Genomic DNA, 18,551 nt, shown 5'->3' on the forward strand with positions numbered 1-18,551 from the left:
TCTTATTATCAAACGCATGAAAGCTTTGGCTCAACGCGCATTGAAGCGCTCTGCGGACAACGCAAATTTACCGCAGAATATTCTCGCCAAACCTAAAATTATTTCTCGCGATAAACATCCGATTTCGCGCAAAGATATTTCAGAACCGGCTCTGAAAGTGCTGTACCGACTGCATAACTCAGGATACCAAGCTTATTTGGTAGGCGGATGCGTGCGTGATTTGATTCTTGGTCTGCATCCCAAAGATTTTGATATCGCCACCAACGCGACACCTGAGCAAGTCCGTAAACTATTTCGTAATTGCCGCTTGGTCGGCCGTCGTTTTCGTTTGGCTCATGTTGTCTTCGGTCGCGAAATCATCGAAGTCGCGACATTTCGTGGCCATCATGATAATACCGACGATGGCACCGATAATGATGTGGATAACAAACGCGCTGATAAAATTTCCAAACAAGATGATGAGGGTATGCTCCTTCGCGACAATGTTTACGGGACTATCGAGGAAGATGCGCAACGCCGTGACTTTACGGTTAACGCCCTGTATTACAACATTGCCGATTTCAGTATTGTTGATTTTGCCGATGGCATGAGGGATATCGAAGCTGGCGTGCTACGCATGATCGGCGATGCACCAACGCGTTATCGTGAAGACCCAGTACGCATGTTGCGAGCGATTCGCTTTGCCACAAAGCTCAACATGCGCCTCGATGATACGGTTGCCAAGCCTATTCGGGAACTCGCGCCGCTGCTACAAAACATTCCACCGGCACGATTGTTTGAAGAAGTCTTAAAGTTATTTACCGCCGGTAAAGGTTTGGCAAACTTTGAAATGCTAGTGGATTATCATTTATTCCAGCAACTATTTCCGTTGTTAAAGTCCTACTTAACCGCGCCAACAGAAGCGCCTTATCAAATGCTTCGCCAAACGTTTTTGGATACCGATACACGAGTTCGCAATGAACAACGGATTACGCCAGCATATTTATTTGCCGCGTTACTTTGGTGGCCACTGCAAGCGCGTATGGAGCAGTTAAGTGTTGAGAGTGGCTTACCGCCTGTTGATGCGCTCAACATAGCTGCTGCAGATGTTATTGGACGCCAAGTGCAAACCATTGCTATTCCAAAACGTTTCAGCATCCCAGCCCGCGAAATTTGGCAATTACAGCAACGCATGGAACGTGCTAAAGGGAAACGCATCAATAGTTTGTTGACGCATCCAAAATTCCGCGCCGCTTATGACTTTTTATTGTTACGCGCGAAAACTGCAACGCCGCTTGAACAAAAGCCGCTACAGCAGCGCGCTCAGTTCTGGACGAAACTGCAAGAAAATACGGAGTTTAGTCCAGCACCAGCGGCAGCCGATGAAAGCAGACCAAGCAAGAAGCGCGGTCGCCGTGGTGGCCGTCGTCGCCGCGCAAAAACAAACAAAAGAGCAGAGTAATGGCGACTGCATACATTGCGCTTGGAGCCAACTTGGGCGATCCAGTACAGACACTTAAAGACGCAATCTTGCACTTAAGTGGCCTGCCGCAATTACAGTTTTTACGCAGCAGTTCGCTCTATTCCAGTACGCCGATGGGCCCAAGTGATCAGCCCGATTATGTGAATGCGGTGTGCTGTACTGAGACCGACTTAGCGCCCCTTGAATTACTTGATTTACTGCAGACTGTCGAGAACCAGTTTGGTCGCCAACGCATAAGACATTGGGGACCACGTACGTTAGATCTCGACCTGCTACTGTATGATGATCAGGTCATCAATGAACCTCGCTTGTGCGTACCGCACCCGGGTATGACAGAACGTGATTTCGTTCTCATTCCACTAGCCGAACTAGCACCCGAACTGAACTTACCTAATGGTCGAAGTGTTGCGTCGCTACTGATTGACATGACGCATCATGACCTTAAAAAAATAACCTGATACAATCGACCCTCTCTAGGTTGCCGCAAGGAGTTCGCTATGGCGGGCATGACGATTTCGAAATTAACCAAAATGAAAGCTGCGGGAGACAAAATCGTCTCAATTACCGCTTACGACGCATCTTTTGCGAAACTCTTTGCAAATTGTGGCATGGATTTCATGCTCGTCGGCGATTCACTAGGAAACGTCATTCAAGGGCAAGCGACAACGCTACCGGTTACCGTTGAACAAGTTGCCTATCACACCGAAGCCGTGCGACGTGGCGCACCGGATGCTTTTGTGATGGCTGACATGCCATTTATGAGTTATGCCACGCCAGAACAGGCTTGCCAAGAGGCTGCAAAACTCATGCGCGCTGGCGCCAACATGGTGAAACTGGAAGGCGGTGATTGGTTACTCGAAACTATTCGTATGCTGGTAGAACGCAGTGTGCCGGTTTGTGCACATTTGGGCTTGCTGCCACAATCGGTCAATGTACTCGGTGGATATAAAATTCAAGGTCGTGAGCAAAGCGCAGCAGAAAATACAGTTCGCCAAGCACTTGCTTTGCAGCAGGCTGGTGCCCAAATGTTAGTGCTAGAGTGTGTGCCAACCGAATTAGGCCAACTGATTAGCGAGAAATTGTCTATTCCAGTCATTGGTATCGGCGCTGGTCCTCACACAGATGGTCAGATCCTTGTCATGCACGATATGTTTGGCATGAATAGCGATTACTTACCTAAATTTGTGAAAAACTTTCTTGCCGAAGCTGGCGATTTAGCCAGTGCAACTGAGCTTTACATTAAGCAAGTCAAAGATGGTAGTTTCCCGGGCCCAGAGCATTCATTCGAGTAATCATCATGCAGCTATTGAAAAGTCTTGAGGAGCTTCGCGGCTGGCGGAATCAAATGGAAGGTACCGTGGCACTGGTGCCAACAATGGGCAACCTTCATGAAGGTCATTTGAAGCTCGTCGATTTAGCGAAGCAACATGCCGAGCATGTTGTGGTGAGTATTTTCGTCAACCCCATGCAATTTGGCGCCAATGAAGATCTCGATAGCTACCCACGCACGCTCGACGCAGATTGTCTTGCCCTTGCCGAGCGCAAAGTCACGGCGGTATTTGCACCGACCGTCGCCGATGTGTATCCGCGAGGTTTAGCCCAACAAACCTTCATTGAAGTTCCTGAGATTTCAGATATTTTGTGTGGCGCCAGCCGACCAGGACATTTTCGTGGCGTTGCTACGGTTGTTGCAAAACTATTTAATATGGTGCAACCAGATGTGGCGGTATTCGGCGAAAAAGACTTCCAACAACTGCAAGTGATTCGCTTGATGACGCAAGATTTGAGTTTGCCTGTCGATATTATTGGCATGCCAACCGAGCGAGCTGACGATGGTCTTGCCCTGAGTTCGCGTAATGGTTATTTGTCGGCGAAACAACGCAATATAGCGCCTGTAATTTATCAAACGTTGCAACAAACGGCCGCCACGATTCAATCTGGTACCGCAGTTGAGCAAGCCTTATTAGAAGCTCAAGAACATCTGAAAAGCAAAGGTTTTAGAATGGATTATCTCGAGCTGCGACGTCGCGATAATTTAGCTCAGGTTCAGGAGACCGACCGCCAACTCGTATTGCTCGTGGCGGCCTATCTTGGCACAACGCGTCTAATTGATAATTTGCAGTTCGATCGTTAACGACCGTGCGGTTCACGCACCAATCCTAACTCACGTAGCTCAGTGTAAAGCGCCCCGCGTAAGCTCATCGCTTGCGCGGCAATCTCCCGTTGCTCTTCGAGCACTTCTTCGAGCATTTCTTTCGTTGTGAGCGGATTTGCTAACACGACACGGAATACGACTGTCGGCTCGCGATGGTATTGCGCTGGCGTGATTTTTGTCCGCGATACAAATGAGCGACCGGTTTCACGTTGACGCTTCTGTATAAATCGCGTGAGTGCATTTAAATGCGGCATAATTCGGCGGATTTGCTCAGCGCTTGCCTGTTTCAATAATGGCTTCACTTTCGTCGGCACAAAGCGATAGGTTAACAAACAAAGCTCTGGCTCAGTAATTAACTCAAAGTCATCTTGCTGTTTAATTAATTCGGCAAATTCTTGTGCTTTTTCGATGCTTTGGTCGATTAACAGCTCATAACCGCGGCGCCCCATAACATGCATTGCTGAGTAGACCAACATCGCCATACCGGGACGTGAGCCTTCCATTGTGTGTGCACCGAGGTCTTTTGAGCCATGACGGATCACGTACTCGGCGTGATGCTCAATTGCACGCACCATACTCGGGTCTTTAAACAGCACCATGCCAGCACCCATGGGCACATACATTTGCTTATGCGCGTCAATCGTAACACTATCAGCGCGCTCAACGCCTCGCAGTAACTGACGATGCCGGTGCGATAGCAAGGTTGCCCCACCCCATGCGGCATCAACATGAAAGTGAGCACCAATCTCCTCGGCCACATCAGCAAGGTCATTCAAAGGATCAATGTGACCCGTTTCGGTAGTGCCACCAACGCCAATAATGGCAAGCACTCGGCCACCTTCATTGGCAACTTTGTCACAAGCTTCACGCAATTTATCGATACGAATTCGATTATTCTCATCGGTTGGCACAGCAATTAAGTTACGCCGACCAATCCCGAGTACGTCGGCAGCTTTACCCAGTGAGTAGTGACCGCGCTCAGACACCATAATGGTGAGGCGCTTGTACCCGTAATGCGCCAAGCCGGCAGCGAGCCCTTCAGCTGCAATACCAGCGAAATCGCCATCAGGGCGCAGTGCTAGATTTCGAGCAACCCACAGCGCGGTAATATTCGCAATGGTTCCGCCAGAGCACATCGCTCCTAGCGAGTGCTGCGCACTATGCATCCAGCGCTGATAGAAACTCTCATTCTGCTGATAAACCAAATGATGCAGCATACCTAATACGTTGCGCTCAAGTGGTGTGAATGCTTTTGAGGTTTCTATTTTAACTAGGTTTTGATTGAGCCCGACCATAAGCTTTGCCAATGGCAACAGAAAATATGGCAAAGCTGACGTCATATGTCCGATAAAACGCGGAGATGACGTGTGTACCGAATGGGCAACGAGGTTATTTAATAAGAATTCGGTATGATCGGATACATATCGAGGTTCTTCAGGGATTTCGCTAGAGCTAAAATTCTGCTCAATTTCATGCAACGGCTTTTCGCGGGCAACAATATGCTCTCCCAAGAATCCCATAAGGTTTTCTGAGAGGTGCTTCTCGATTTTGCCAAGCGTGGAGTCTGGCGCTTCGGGAATAGTAAATATTTTCAGTAACGCTTCTTGGCTTACTTCTGCAAAATTGTTGTCGCTCAAACAAATTTCCTTGTGATTCCTGAGCCCTTGATTCCTAAAGAATGCGGCGCTCTATTCTGCCTCGATTGCAGAAAAATATCGACCATCTTCCGGCAACTGCGCGTGTAATTCCCATAGTTGCTGACCACTACGTTGATATTTCCGCTCAAATGGTGTGATTGGTTCATGCCGAGCCAGTAGTGGCGATATTGAAGCGCTGCAATTGACCAATGCCAAGCTGCTAGCAACTTCCGTCAAATAAGTCACCCAATTTGATCGCATAACCAAACGCCCTCCCAGACCTAACACATAAGGCCAAACAGGACTGCCATGCCAACGACGGCCGAGGTGGGCGGCTTTTGGCCATGGGTTCGGATATAAAATATAGTGCTGATCCAATTGCCAATGCGCCTCAACGGCTAAGCGCCAAAAGTCATGTAAATCAGCACGCACTAGTATGTATCGCTGGCCGGCTTCGGCATTTTGATAATGGGCGTGACGACCAAGTCGATGCGCTGACTTATCAACACCAATCACTAATGCGTTCGGATTTTGCTCGGCGATATATGCGGTGCTCTCGCCAACACCACAACACGAATCTAAGATAATCGGCCCTCGCCAATCAGCGACTAGCTTTTGCACTTGCGCAAATGCTTCGCGATTATGTTCTTGGATTGGCTTACGAAACGGCGAGCGCAAATGGCGCATGACAACAGCAACCAGGTCATCGTGGTTGCCATGCTGATTCGTGGTAACTGCTCTTGATTCCTGATTCACGAACGAATTCCTGCGCCGCGCTTCAATAAGGTATAAGCGGTAACAAATAGCACGACGTTAAAGCCGATAATAACGGTCAACGCAACCGCGACGTTCACATCAGAAACGCCAAGAAAGCCGTAACGGAATGCATTCACCATGTATAACACTGGATTTGCTTGCGCTACCGTCTGCCAAATTCCTGGCAACAATTGAATACTGAAAAATACACCGCCTAAGTAAGTCAGTGGCGTTAATACGAAAGTTGGCACAATCGATATATCGTCAAATGTTTTTGCGTGTACCGCGTTAATCAGACCGCCAAGAGAGAATAAGGTCGAGGTCAAAATCACGGTCAAAACTAAAATCAATAGATTATGAATACTGACGTTATCGACAAACAAAAACGACACGCAGGTAACAATCACCGCGACAATCAGCGCTCGCGCTAGGCCACCACCAACATAACCACCAATAATGACGGCTGGAGATACTGGTGCTACAAGCATCTCTTCAATATTGCGTTGAAATTTCGCGCTAAAAAACGACGAGGCAACGTTTGAATAGGAGTTGGTAATCACCGACATCATGATTAATCCTGGCACAATAAATTCCATGTACGGACGTCCGCCCATCTCGCCAATACGCTCACCAACAATGCTACCGAAAATCACAAAGTATAGGGTCATTGTAATGGCCGGCGGTACCAGGGTTTGAACCCAAATACGCAAAAACCGGGTGCATTCTTTAATCCAAATGGTTTTGAGTGCAATGTAACTAATAGAAGATGTCATATTACGCTCCCGCAGCCGCTGGCTGACGGCCCTTTTCGACTAAATTCACAAACAATTCCTCTAAGCGATTTGCTTTATTCCGCATGGATAATACAGTGATTTTCTGTTGGCTTAGTTGCTCAAAAACGCGGTTAAGCCCTTGGCTCTTTTCAACGTCCACTTCAATCGTGTGGCCATCAACAGCACGCCAATTAAAGCCTTCTAGCTGCAGAGATTGCGCGACATCATCAACGTCATTTGGCGCTAGGTCGAATACAAAAGTTTCCATATTCAGGGTGGCCAACAAGCGCTTTATTGAGGTGTTTTCAATAATGGTGCCTTGGTCAATAATCGCAATATTGCGACATAAGGTTTCTGCTTCTTCTAGATAATGTGTGGTTAAAATGATCGTAATACCTTGTTTGTTAATCGCTTCAAGGTAATCCCACATGCTACGTCGCAATTCGATATCGACGCCTGCTGTTGGCTCATCCAAAATCAATAGTTTGGGTTCATGCAATAACGCACGTGCAATCATTAAGCGACGTTTCATACCGCCAGACAGCATACGCGCAGGGCTGTTGCGCTTATCCCACAAACTCAATTGCTTCAGGTACTTTTCTGAGCGTTGTTTTGCGACTTCACGCGGTACGCCGTAGTAGCCAGCCTGATTCACCACAATCTGTTGTACCGTTTCAAATTGGTTGAAATTAAACTCTTGCGGAACAAGACCAATTTGGCGTTTCAGATCGCTCAGTTGCGTGTCGAGGTCAAAACCAAAAACATTCACTTGTCCTTCAGTTTTGTTCACTAACGACGAAATGACACCGATGGTGGTTGATTTGCCGGCACCGTTTGGCCCAAGTAGCGCGAAAAAATCGCCTTCCTCAACATCTAAATCGATACCCTTAAGGGCAACATGTCCGCCTTTATAAGTTTTCTTTAATCCACGAATAGAAAGTGCTTTCATAAATTATTTTGACTCCTCGCCGTATCCCCAGCGTGGTTGTATTGTTTGCTCTAAGCCGAGATGATCTAAGATGCGTGCCACCACGAAATCGACCAAGTCATCGATTGATTCCGGTTTGTGATAAAAACCAGGGGCTGCTGGCATAATCGTGACACCCAAAAGCGCGAGCTTGTGCATATTCTCGAGATGAATTGCTGAAAGGGGCATTTCGCGCGGTAGCAAAATAAGTTGCCCGCGTTCCTTCATTACGACATCGGCAGCCCGTTCAATAAGATTATCACTGCTACCATGGGCAATGGCTGATAACGTGCCGGTTGAACATGGGCAGACAACCATTTTCTTTGGTGCAGCAGAGCCCGAGGCGACCGGCGAAAACCATTCCTCTTTACCGTAGACACGCAATTGTTCTGCGCCCACACCAAAGTGCTGTTGTAATGCTTCACTCATGCCTTGCGGCGATGCTGGTAGTTGCCAATCTAACTCGGTTGCAAATACCACTCTTGCCGCACTCGACATCAGCACATGAACCTGTTGCTGTTGTGCTAACAAACATTCCAATAAGCGCACAGCGTATGGCGCGCCGGACGCACCAGTAATGGCTACAGTAACGCTTGACCGAGTCATGCTTTGTCCTTATCAGTTCATTGGTTACGACGCTTTTAAGCTGGCCAGCAATCGTTGATGAATATTCCCAAAACCGCCATTACTCATGATCACGATATGGTCACCAACACGAACTTGATTACTTATCATCTCGACTAACTGTTCGACCGAATTGCCAACCTGAGCGCGCGGTACTTTCTCAGAAACCAACCATTGTACCTTGTCTGGTTGCAGCATAAAAATTTCATTCGCATCAGCTAATGCACCGTCTAGCGCATCAGCCATGGTGCCAAGCTTCATGGTATTCGAGCGCGGCTCTAGCACGGCAATGATACGCGCATCACCAACATTCTTGCGCATACCGGCCAATGTTGTGGTAATTGCCGTCGGGTGATGGGCAAAGTCATCATAAACTTTAATGCCTGCTACCTCGCCGAGCAATTCGAGCCGACGCTTGGTATTTTTATACTGCGTAAAGGCTTCCGCACTCACCGTAACTGGCACCCCAACATGATGCGCGGCTGCGATTGCCATCAGACCGTTATATACGTTGTGTTGACCGATTAAAGACCACTCCACAGTCGCTTGTTTTTCGCCACGGTAGAAAACCTCGAAGGCACTACCATCCGCTTGAACGAGCTGAGCAACCCACTCTCCATCCTTACCAATTGTGACTTTTTCACTCCAGCAACCTTGCGCTAGTACTTCACACAACGCTTGTTCATGTTCTGGATAAAAGATTCGTCCATAGCTTGGCACCACTCGTATCAAATGGTGAAACTGCCGCTGAATGGCCGCTAAATCAGGAAAAATATCGGCATGGTCATATTCAAGGTTATTCAGCACCAACGTGCTTGGACAGTAATGAACGAATTTCGAGCGCTTATCAAAAAACGCCGTATCATATTCGTCTGCTTCAATGACAAAAAAGTCGCTCTCACCCAAACGCGCTGATTGCTGAAAGTTCGCCAATACGCCACCGACTAAAAAGCCAGGTTTCAAACCAGCGTACTCGAGCAACCAAGTCAACATGCTAGAAGTCGTGGTTTTACCATGGGTACCAGCTACCGCCAGCACCCATTTGTGTTGCAGTAACGCATCGTGAAGCCACTGTGCGCCAGATGTGTAGGGAATACGTTGATTTAACACGGCCTCGACCGCCGGATTGCCACGACTCAGTGCATTACCGATAATCACTAAATCAGGACGCGGTTCCAACTGGCTCGGCTCGTAGCCCTCAATCAGTTCGATACCAAGTTGACGCAATTGGTCGCTCATTGGCGGGTACACTTGAGCATCACTACCTGTCACTTTATGTCCAAGTTGCTTCGCCAGTGCAGCAATACCACCCATAAAGGTGCCACAGATTCCAAGAATATGAATATGCATGGGTTTCACTCAATTTTTTATATTAACCTTAGTGTATCACGGCACATTCACACGACGACAATCTGAGCAGGCAATTTGCTTAAATTTGCGGTAAACTTAGCCGCGTTTAAAACTCGGTTCGCAACTAACAAGTAATTTCACGAGGGTTCCATGCAACGCCTAATTCCGACCTTACGCCATGATCAGGTCGACGAAGCTCTGATATCAGTTATTAATTCCTTGCAAATTTGTGCGAAGGAGATTTCTTTTCGTGTTGGGCAGGGCGAGTTAGCCGGCGTGCTTGGTTCGACGCTATCGGAAAATATTCAAGGCGAAACGCAGAAGAAATTGGATATTTTGTCGAATCAGCTGATCAAAGAGATCTTGCTGGAATGTCAACATGTTCGTGCCGTTGCATCGGAAGAAGAAGAAGGCATTGTGCTTGGCAACGAACAAGGTAAGTACTTGGTTGCCTTTGACCCGCTTGATGGAAGTTCGAATATTGATATCAACAGCATGGTCGGTACCATTTTTTCAGTTTTGCCGGTACCTGAAAACAATAGCGGCGATGTTGATATGTTCTTGCAACCTGGTAAAAACCAAGTTGCCGCCGGTTATATCTTATACGGCCCGTCTATCATGCTTGCCTTTACCACTGGTCAAGGCTTACGTCTATTTACCTTAGACCAAACGGTTGGTGAGTTCTTACTCACGAAGAAAGACTTGAAAATCGAGCCGGAAACATCAGAATTTGCCATTAACATGTCTAATTTCCGTCACTGGCAAGAAGGTATGCAACTGTATGTTGATGACTTGTTAGCTGGCACGAGCGGTCCGCGCGCGAAAAACTTTAATATGCGCTGGGTTGCCGCAATGGTAGCTGATGTGCATCGTATTTTATGTCGGGGCGGTTTATTTGCTTATCCATGGGATGCGCGTTCGGCCAACAAACCGTATAAATTGCGGTTAATGTATGAAGGCAACCCGATGGCGTGGCTCATTGAGCAAGCTGGCGGCGCTGCGCACAGTGGCGAAGAGCGAATTTTGGATATTCAGCCCACTGATATTCATCAGCGCGTCGGCATTATTCTTGGTGCCAAGCACGAGGTTGAAACGTGTTTGCGGTACTTAGAGGGTTCGCAATCGGGCGACAAGACCGTATAATATTGCCCCATAATTTTATCGTCTTTGAAACAGGAAAAAACATGAGCTTAAGTCACGTTAGCGCAGGTAAAAATCTGCCAGAAGAAGTAAACGTTATCATTGAAATCCCTGCTAATGCAGATCCGATTAAATATGAAGTAGACAAAGACACCGGCACGTTATGGGTAGACCGCTTCATGTCGACGCCAATGTTCTATCCATGTAACTATGGTTTCGTCAATGAAACCTTGTCGCTTGATGGTGACCCAGTGGACGTTTTAGTGCCAACACCTTATCCATTGCAACCAGGCTCTGTCATTAAATGTCGCCCTGTTGGCGTATTGAAGATGACCGATGAATCTGGTGAAGACGCAAAAGTTATTGCGGTTCCAGTTAGCAAATTAACCAAGGAATATGATCACATTAGCAATGTGGACGACCTTCCTGAGTTACTGAAAGCCCAAATCACTCACTTCTTCGAGCGTTATAAAGAGCTTGAAAAAGGTAAGTGGGTAAAAGTTGAAGGCTGGGGTGACATCGACGCTGCGAAAGAAGAGATCATGACTTCATTCGAGCGCGCGAAGCAGAAATAAGCCCTATGGGTGGCACCTGTATTGAACTCAAACAACTTGAGTTTCGGTGGCCAGGTGCCACAAGCCCGCTCCTGCACATTCCTGAATTAACCATCCATCGCGGTGAACATGTGTTACTGCGCGGTGCGAGCGGTTCAGGTAAATCAACCTTACTCAGTCTCATAGCCGGTATTCACCAAGCCGCTCCAGAACAAGTTTTTGTTTTAGGAAAAGACCTCAGCAAGCTCTCACAACGCCAACGCGACAAACTCCGAGCTAACGAAATCGGCTATATTTTTCAACAGTTTAATTTGCTTCCATATTTGTCAGCTTGGCAAAACGTCGTTCTCGCACAACAGTTTTCTCCTGTGCGACGTCAACGACTCGCTCAGCAATCAAAGAACCACGAACAGTTAGCGAAACAACTACTGCAACAGTTAGGGCTAAACACCGAAGATCTCGATCGTCCTGCTCATCAACTGAGTGTTGGGCAACAACAACGGGTGGCAGCGGCGCGCGCATTATTTGGAAACCCAGCACTGATCATTGCCGATGAACCAACATCAGCACTCGATGCTGACCATCGCGATAACTTCATCGAAGTGCTTTTCACCGCTTGTAAGCAACATAATATAACGCTGCTGTTTGTTACGCATGACGGAAGCTTGGCACATCATTTCGACCGTGCCATTGAGCTCAATGAAATCAATACTGCGCGGAGGGAAGCAAAATGATTCGGCTCGCCATCGCCAGTTTGGCGAACCGTAAAGCGAGTGCGTGGTTAACCATACTCGCTATTGCTGTCAGCACTCTATTATTATTAGGTGTTGAACGTGTGCGCACACAAACTCAAGAAAACTTCGCCAATACAATATCAGGTACCGACCTCATTGTCGGTGCACGCACCGGTTCAACTCAACTCCTGTTAAGCAGCGTGTTTCATATCGGTGCTATGAATAACAGTTTGAGCTGGCAAAGTTACGAATACTTACAACAGTTGCCCGGCGTGGCCTGGCATATACCAATGGCTCTTGGTGATAGTTTTGCCAGCTATCCCGTAGTCGGAACCACACCAGCTTTCTTTGAGTATTTTCAATATGGTAATCGTGAGCGCTTTCAGCTCAGCGCGGGCACCGCGTTTACTGACGCTCAACAAGAAGCTGTTGTTGTAGGTGCAGAAGTTGCACGTCGGCTTGACCTCAATGTGGGTGACGAACTGACAATCGCGCATGGCTCAGGTGGTATTAGCTTTAGTGAGCATGATGCTCATCCATTCATTGTACAAGGCATATTAGCGCCAACCGCAACGCCTGCCGATCAAGCCCTATATGTCCCATTAGCTGGGCTTGGCTTGGTGCATGGTGAAATCATGGCGAGCAAACATGACGATCATGACCAAAAGCACGAACATGCCCATGAGCAGCCGGTTTACACCCTCAGTGCGGTATTATTGGGTTTATCAAATAAGCCCTTGGCGCTTCGATTACAGCGTCAAATCAATACCTATGAAGGTGAGCCGTTAACAGCTATCATGCCGGGTCTTGCCTTAACCGAACTATGGCGAACACTGAATCTTTTCGAAAAAGCACTCTTTGCAGTTTCAGCATTGGTCGTTGCCACAGGGTTGCTGGGTATGTTAACAACACTACTTGCTAGCTTGCGGGAACGACGCCGAGAAATGGCGGTCTTACGTTCCATTGGCGCCGGCCCTTTTACGATATTTGGGTTGTTAGTGAGCGAAGCCTTTTTATTAGCTATCGCTGGCGTCACGCTTGGTATCGGGCTCCTATTTATAATTTTAGCAGTGGGTTCTGATTGGTTACTGGTGAATACAGGTATGTTGTTACGCGCAACACCGCTTACCACCACTGAATTTTTATTTGCAGGGGCAGTTCTTGTCGCTGCCATATTATTAAGTTTTATTCCGGCATGGCGAGCTTATCGCAATGCCTTAGCTGATGGGTTGACGATTCGATTATGAGATTAATTTCTGCTGTATTTTTGACTGCGATACTTAGCCTAATTGCGCCACAAGTACTTGCCGATGAATATCAAACAACGCATTGGAAAGAGCTAGTTCCAGAAGGCTATAAACCACCACCCGTGCGCAGTCAGGCTTTTTATGACGCGAACCCAGAGTTAGCCATCCAACCAGAATTGGATGCGCCCATGGTTGAAAGCTTGGATGGCAAAAAGATCAAGATTCCTGGTTACGTTGTTCAATTAGAAGGTGATGCTGAAAAAGTCACACAATTCTTGTTGGTTCCATATTTTGGTGCCTGTGTGCACGTGCCGCCACCACCACCGAATCAGATCGTTCTAGTCGATTTTGCTGACGGCGTGAAATACGAAGATACCTTCGATGCCGTGTGGGTAGAGGGTACGATTGAAGTCAAACGAGTGGAAGGCGATGTCGCTGTAGTCGGCTATCGTATGACCGCCGCTACAGTGACACCTTACTACTAAAAAACCTTTTTGTGCTGGGTTTAGAAATGGACTTCTAAACCGAGATAAGGCCCTTTGAACTGCAAGTCTGAATAGATACCATCAAGATCATCAAGTTCGATAGTGATATCGCGATAACCTAACTGTAAGTTCAAATCGACTGCTAAGTTTTCTACTAAACGATATTCGATGCCCGCTTCGATATCACGAACACTGCTATCATCGATGCTGATTGCGTTTGCTAAACCATAAACCGTTAATGGTGTGGCAGGTATGCCTACTCGCAATTGAGCGTAACCGGTAGGAATCCATCCATCACTCTTTAATGAGTTCTCTGATTGCGCATCGCGCACGGCCAATAAGCCATCAACTTTTTTACCGGTAACACCGATATCGAATGACAGTAAATCGTTGTCAAAAATTTCATAATACAAGGTGACATCGGTATGGCTTAAGTCGATTGCGCTCGCAAGCGATGTACCAGCGCTATAACCTTCACCGTTATAGACGAAATCTTCCGAAAGCGTCACGAAGCCTTGCGTCGATAATTCATTTTCGCGAATTTTAATGTTTGGCAACAACGGAACTGGATGTTCTAACGCGATATAAAAGCTTTGTTGCTTTTCATCCGCGAATCCAAATGATTGATTTCCTGCACCAGATCCAAAACTCCCGGTATTTTCCGTATCCCAAATCTGCCCCCCTGCATAAACTCCGAGCAAGGTATCGGCCTGAACCGCACTTGATAACAACATAGCTGGAGCAAGAATGACTGCGGCAACCTTTTTCATGTATATGATCCTTTCTAACGGATTGATCGAACTTCGGCGTCGAAGCTTACACTATCACCATCACTGAATTGAAGCGTAAATTCAACTTGATCACCCGGTTTAAACGCATTCTTTACACCAAATAGCATCAAATGGTAGCCGCCCGGCTGAAAAACCACCGTTGCGCTGGGTTCAAGCGTTAACTCTGGTACCCGTCGCATACGCATCATGCCATCGCGCATCACGTGTTGATGCACCTCAACAGCTCGTGACGCAGCAGTGGTAGCTCCAACTATACTAATCACTGACGAGCCAGTATTAGTAATCGTAAAGTAACCAGCGCCATTCTCTGTACCCGGAATCGACTCATTAACCCACGGATTGGAGATTTCGACTTCAGCAGCACTGAGCGAAATCGGTAATAACAATCCCAAAGCCAATAATATCTTTAATACTTGCATCATCGTCTCCACAACCATTGATGATTGCAGTTTACACAGTATTTGGCTTTTTTCGAACCGCTAAGTACACCAAGAATCCGACGACTAAATAGGGCAGAAGCCAACCGAACAAGCTCATCACCAATGCTACCACCGCAATTGTTAGAGCAAGTCCAACACTACAGCCGACAAAAACGGCTAATGCAAACGCACCTGCGGCAAGGGCCAGAACCAATAACCCGGTTAATCCAATACTAAAAACAATGCCAAGAATTGCGCCAACAAAGCCGAGTATTTCGTCAGCAAAGAATAAAGCCGCGACAATAGCGAGAATAATCCAGACGATGTTTGTTTTGCGTTGCATAGTAAATCTCCTAATAAATCCGAGTAACTGATCAAACCAAAAATTATGTGTCTGATATTTACTATGCAATTGTCGTGCCTACTTTTATCTACTTGTTTTTATTGTGTTTAATTTAGAAAATAAAAAAGCCACTAACTTGGAGTTAGTGGCTTTGACAACTATTTCGTTAGATTTTTAATTTAAAACGAATAGGTTAACTCAGCAAAATAATAGCCGCCGTTGAAGCCGAAAGGCGCGTTCGTGTTTGGATAAATAAAGATGCCATTGAACTGATTCGACGGATCTTGTTCGTCTGGATATTCATCAAATAGATTCTGTACCCCAACACTCACATTCATATTGTCGGTGGCCTGGTAACGCATCGACAAATCGGTAACCCATTTACCACTGAACGTCGTTTGCAAACCTGAATTATTCTCGAGAACGTAGTCACCAAAATAGTTGAATGCCAAGCGCGTCTCGAAATCATTGATGCTATGGGTCAATGCGAGTGACCCGCTATTGCGCGGGACTGAGCGCGTCATACGTGTGCGTTCGACACCATCAAACAACTTGCCCTCTAAGCCATCAAGAATTTGTGGCAGATTGACGCCATCAATTTCGGTTTTGTTATAGCCATAAGCAAACTGCGCACGCAAGTCACCATATTCCAATTGGAAATCCTTGGTGAGAACGACATCAACACCTTGTGTTGTGGTGTCTACGGCGTTGATAAAGAATCGTGCATTATCCGCACCTGCTTGCGCAAGGGCTTCGGCAACTGCTGGAGAATCTCCCGGCACTAACGAACTCGATAGAATGATGCGATCATCAATCGCAATTCGGAAGGCGTCGACAGTCAACGTTAAATCTTCAGCACCACGCCAGACGAAACCGAAACTGAAACTTTGCGATTCTTCTGGTTGGAGAGCGCCCAGTTCCAGTGATTGTGCGACTGGACTAATGTTATTGAACGTACCTGATTGTTCTGGAACAAGCACGCCATCACGATTAATAAACAGTGTTGAGATGTTGGTAAAATATATCTGCTGCACACTTGGCGCTCTAAAGCCTGTATTAGCCGTAGCGCGCACCGCAAAACTATCGGTGAAATCGTACCGTCCAGATAGTTTCCAACTCGTATTACTACCGAAGTCAGAATAGTCTTCGTAACGAATCGCCGCGCCCCACTGGAACTGACTCGTTAGCATGTTTTCGACTTCAGCATAAATACCAATGTTATCACGCGATTCGTCAACTTCTGATTCAGGCTTGAATCCTGTGAAACCTTGGCTTCCTGCCGGACGCCCGTCAAATTCGCCATTCACGTATGAAGCTTCATGGCCAGCTGTAATTTCGTATGCATTCTCGCGATAACTGACACCAAAAGCGACAGCTAAATCCGAGTTATTTACAAATGGAATGAAGCGAGAGAAATCAATGCTCGCATTCGTTTCTTCCATTTTTAAAGTACCGGCATCAAATTCAGTTGGCGTGGTTGGGCCTAAAGATGCATTAAGTGAGTTTTCGAGACGGTACTGGAATTCACTCGATCCCATACCCGCACTCACATCGACATCCCACTCACCAACTCGGAATTTATAACCACCAGTGAAACTCACATCTTGTGTTTCCGGCGACAATAATGGTAAGAAGCCATCAGGGTAAACTTCTAGGAGATTACGATTATCGAGTGCGCGACGATAAAATGCGCCCGATTGCGAAGTACGATCACTATAACCTGCAAACGCATACAATTGCGAAGAATCACCCACAGGCATCTTAAAGTTTGCAAACACTGCTTTGTTTTCAAAGGAAGCGTCACCGACGTGATGATTTAAGCGATTAAATGTTTCTTCACGCGGATCTAATTCACCATTCACGAGTGGGTACTGTTGGCGCGGATCTAAACCGGCGCGATTGGTCTTATTCTTATGGTGATACTCAGCTGCAAGGGTTAACGAGCCAGCGTCACCAATTAAGAATCCTGTATTACCATGCACTTTGTACTGCTCGCCATCACCTTCATAAGTCTGACCGCCATTGGCAGTAATAGAGCCACCCTCGCTTTGGTCTTTCAAAACAATATTAATCACACCAGCGATTGCATCTGAGCCATACAGCGCGGCAGCACCATCACGCAATACTTCAATGCGCTTAATAGCAGAAATAGGAATAGCATTTAAATCGACATTTGAGCTACCACGACCGGTCGTACCGTTCAAATGCACTAATGCACTGCTATGACGACGTTTGCCGTTAATTAATACCAGCGTATGGTCAGGCGATAAACCACGCAATGAAGCAGGACGTACGGCATCCGAACCGTCAGTAATCGAAGAACTTGGGAAGTTAAAGCTCGGCACAGCATATTGAAGGGCGCGAGCAGTTTCTGTGATACCGCTAGCAGCAAGATCATCACCAGAAATGATATCAACAGGCGCTGAACCATCGGTCGCGGTGCGATAGGAAAGTCGTGACCCGACAACTTGGATGCGCTCTGCGGCCTCAGCCTCTGTGTTATCTTGAGCAAATGCCGTATTTCCAGAGATATACAATGCTGGGCTTAATGAAGCCAATATTGCTAATCGTAAATTAGAATTAGTCATATCGATGTCCTCTACTTCTATTGTTTGTAATTAATATGATAGTTGACTTTGTGACTTATTAATTACACCGTTTTGTTCTGATATAGATCAGAATGTTCCGAATATATGAAGATAGAGATGATATTAGCTATTGGATATTAGATATTAGTGGAAGGCAGAGACGAAAGGCGTTGTTCGTGCGCTGCGCTGTTGGGTCTGTAAACGAAAAAACCCCGAGCGTTAGCTCGGGGTCTCGTCGTATTTGAAGCCTGGCGGTGTCCTACTCTCACATGGGGAAGCCCCACACTACCATCGGCGCTGAAGCGTTTCACTACTGAGTTCGGAATGGATCAGGTGGTTCCACTTCGCTATGGCCGCCAGGCAAAAACTGTTAAACAATATAAACCCGCTGATTGTGCGTAATGAACCACTCTACATGAGCCATTCTTTGGTAAAAGCTCGAACTTGTGCCTTGGCCTTAAGCCCTAAACACCTTCGGTGTTGTATGGTTAAGCCTCACGGGCAATTAGTACGGGTTAGCTCAACG

General features: G+C 46.9%; 19 protein-coding genes and 1 rRNA gene. 9 read left to right on the forward strand and 11 right to left on the reverse strand.

Going from position 1 to position 18,551, the window contains the following annotated elements:
* Positions 1-16 precede the first annotated feature (16 nt).
* Genes pcnB through panC form a run of 4 tightly spaced genes read left to right on the forward strand, consistent with a single transcriptional unit; the run spans position 17 to position 3,596 of the window.
* Entirely contained in the window at positions 17-1,441 is a 1,425-nt protein-coding gene (pcnB, locus tag BM292_RS11180; RefSeq protein ID WP_092858593.1) for a polynucleotide adenylyltransferase PcnB, read from the forward strand.
* Positions 1,441-1,920, forward strand: coding sequence for a 2-amino-4-hydroxy-6-hydroxymethyldihydropteridine diphosphokinase (gene folK, locus BM292_RS11185; RefSeq protein ID WP_092858595.1), 480 nt, complete (start codon positions 1,441-1,443; stop codon positions 1,918-1,920). Before pcnB ends, folK begins: the two co-directional genes overlap by 1 nt.
* A 39-nt stretch (positions 1,921-1,959) precedes the next feature.
* Positions 1,960-2,754 carry a 3-methyl-2-oxobutanoate hydroxymethyltransferase gene (gene panB, locus BM292_RS11190; RefSeq protein ID WP_092858597.1) on the forward strand — a complete coding sequence of 265 codons (795 nt, stop codon included), beginning with the start codon at positions 1,960-1,962 and terminating at the stop codon, positions 2,752-2,754.
* Positions 2,755-2,759: 5 nt separating this feature from the next.
* Positions 2,760-3,596 carry a pantoate--beta-alanine ligase gene (gene panC, locus BM292_RS11195; RefSeq protein WP_092858599.1) on the forward strand — a complete coding sequence of 279 codons (837 nt, stop codon included), beginning with the start codon at positions 2,760-2,762 and terminating at the stop codon, positions 3,594-3,596.
* Here panC and panP read toward each other — a convergent pair.
* From panP to mpl, 6 genes are read right to left on the reverse strand one after another with little or no spacing between them, the layout of a single operon-like run.
* Positions 3,593-5,254: a pyridoxal-dependent aspartate 1-decarboxylase PanP gene (gene panP / locus BM292_RS11200; RefSeq protein ID WP_092858601.1), complete on the reverse strand. Its 1,662-nt coding sequence runs from the start codon at positions 5,252-5,254 to the stop codon at positions 3,593-3,595. The two genes, panC and panP, sit on opposite strands and share 4 nt — an antisense overlap.
* Positions 5,255-5,305: 51 nt before the next feature.
* Positions 5,306-6,010, reverse strand: a complete 705-nt coding sequence (gene trmB, locus BM292_RS11205; protein ID WP_245751936.1) for a tRNA (guanine(46)-N(7))-methyltransferase TrmB — start codon at positions 6,008-6,010, stop codon at positions 5,306-5,308.
* Positions 6,007-6,783 (reverse strand): ABC transporter permease, encoded by a 777-nt coding sequence (locus BM292_RS11210; RefSeq protein WP_092858603.1) that lies wholly within the window; start codon positions 6,781-6,783, stop codon positions 6,007-6,009. Before BM292_RS11210 ends, trmB begins: the two co-directional genes overlap by 4 nt.
* Before the next feature lies 1 nt (position 6,784).
* Positions 6,785-7,732 carry an ABC transporter ATP-binding protein gene (locus BM292_RS11215; RefSeq protein ID WP_092858605.1) on the reverse strand — a complete coding sequence of 316 codons (948 nt, stop codon included), beginning with the start codon at positions 7,730-7,732 and terminating at the stop codon, positions 6,785-6,787.
* 3 nt (positions 7,733-7,735) lie between these two features.
* Positions 7,736-8,356: a flavin prenyltransferase UbiX gene (locus tag BM292_RS11220; RefSeq protein WP_092858607.1), complete on the reverse strand. Its 621-nt coding sequence runs from the start codon at positions 8,354-8,356 to the stop codon at positions 7,736-7,738.
* Between the two features lie 24 nt (positions 8,357-8,380).
* Positions 8,381-9,724, reverse strand: coding sequence for a UDP-N-acetylmuramate:L-alanyl-gamma-D-glutamyl-meso-diaminopimelate ligase (gene mpl / locus BM292_RS11225; protein ID WP_092858608.1), 1,344 nt, complete (start codon positions 9,722-9,724; stop codon positions 8,381-8,383).
* Between the two features lie 150 nt (positions 9,725-9,874).
* On the opposite strand from mpl, the gene BM292_RS11230 reads away from it, so the two are divergent.
* Genes BM292_RS11230 through BM292_RS11250 form a run of 5 tightly spaced genes read left to right on the forward strand, consistent with a single transcriptional unit; the run spans position 9,875 to position 13,884 of the window.
* Positions 9,875-10,867 carry a class 1 fructose-bisphosphatase gene (locus tag BM292_RS11230; RefSeq protein ID WP_092858610.1) on the forward strand — a complete coding sequence of 331 codons (993 nt, stop codon included), beginning with the start codon at positions 9,875-9,877 and terminating at the stop codon, positions 10,865-10,867.
* A gap of 41 nt (positions 10,868-10,908) precedes the next feature.
* Positions 10,909-11,439 carry an inorganic diphosphatase gene (ppa, locus tag BM292_RS11235; protein WP_092858612.1) on the forward strand — a complete coding sequence of 177 codons (531 nt, stop codon included), beginning with the start codon at positions 10,909-10,911 and terminating at the stop codon, positions 11,437-11,439.
* A gap of 5 nt (positions 11,440-11,444) precedes the next feature.
* Positions 11,445-12,152 (forward strand): ABC transporter ATP-binding protein, encoded by a 708-nt coding sequence (locus BM292_RS11240; RefSeq protein ID WP_092858614.1) that lies wholly within the window; start codon positions 11,445-11,447, stop codon positions 12,150-12,152.
* On the forward strand, positions 12,149-13,399 hold the full coding sequence (locus BM292_RS11245) for an ABC transporter permease (RefSeq protein WP_092858616.1): 1,251 nt from the start codon (positions 12,149-12,151) through the stop codon (positions 13,397-13,399). The genes BM292_RS11240 and BM292_RS11245 overlap by 4 nt, the downstream gene beginning before the upstream one ends.
* Positions 13,396-13,884 carry a DUF3299 domain-containing protein gene (locus BM292_RS11250; RefSeq protein ID WP_092858618.1) on the forward strand — a complete coding sequence of 163 codons (489 nt, stop codon included), beginning with the start codon at positions 13,396-13,398 and terminating at the stop codon, positions 13,882-13,884. The genes BM292_RS11245 and BM292_RS11250 overlap by 4 nt, the downstream gene beginning before the upstream one ends.
* A 20-nt stretch (positions 13,885-13,904) precedes the next feature.
* Here the strand turns inward: BM292_RS11250 and BM292_RS11255 are convergent, their stop codons facing one another.
* From BM292_RS11255 to rrf, 5 genes are all read right to left on the reverse strand, one after another.
* Positions 13,905-14,654, reverse strand: a complete 750-nt coding sequence (locus BM292_RS11255; RefSeq protein ID WP_092858620.1) for a TIGR04219 family outer membrane beta-barrel protein — start codon at positions 14,652-14,654, stop codon at positions 13,905-13,907.
* Positions 14,655-14,668: 14 nt separating this feature from the next.
* Positions 14,669-15,097 (reverse strand): copper chaperone PCu(A)C, encoded by a 429-nt coding sequence (locus BM292_RS11260; RefSeq protein WP_177203840.1) that lies wholly within the window; start codon positions 15,095-15,097, stop codon positions 14,669-14,671.
* A gap of 28 nt (positions 15,098-15,125) precedes the next feature.
* Positions 15,126-15,437: a hypothetical protein gene (locus tag BM292_RS11265; RefSeq protein WP_092858624.1), complete on the reverse strand. Its 312-nt coding sequence runs from the start codon at positions 15,435-15,437 to the stop codon at positions 15,126-15,128.
* Positions 15,438-15,616: 179 nt separating this feature from the next.
* The gene (locus BM292_RS11270) at positions 15,617-18,025 is read right to left on the reverse strand and encodes a TonB-dependent receptor plug domain-containing protein (RefSeq protein WP_092858626.1); all 2,409 of its coding nucleotides are present in this window, start codon (positions 18,023-18,025) and stop codon (positions 15,617-15,619) included.
* A gap of 246 nt (positions 18,026-18,271) precedes the next feature.
* Positions 18,272-18,386: ribosomal RNA gene (gene rrf / locus BM292_RS11275) — 5S ribosomal RNA — on the reverse strand.
* Between the last annotated feature and the right edge of the window lie 165 nt (positions 18,387-18,551).

It is taken from the genome of Pseudidiomarina tainanensis (assembly GCF_900115255.1).
Lineage (GTDB): Bacteria > Pseudomonadota > Gammaproteobacteria > Enterobacterales > Alteromonadaceae > Pseudidiomarina > Pseudidiomarina tainanensis.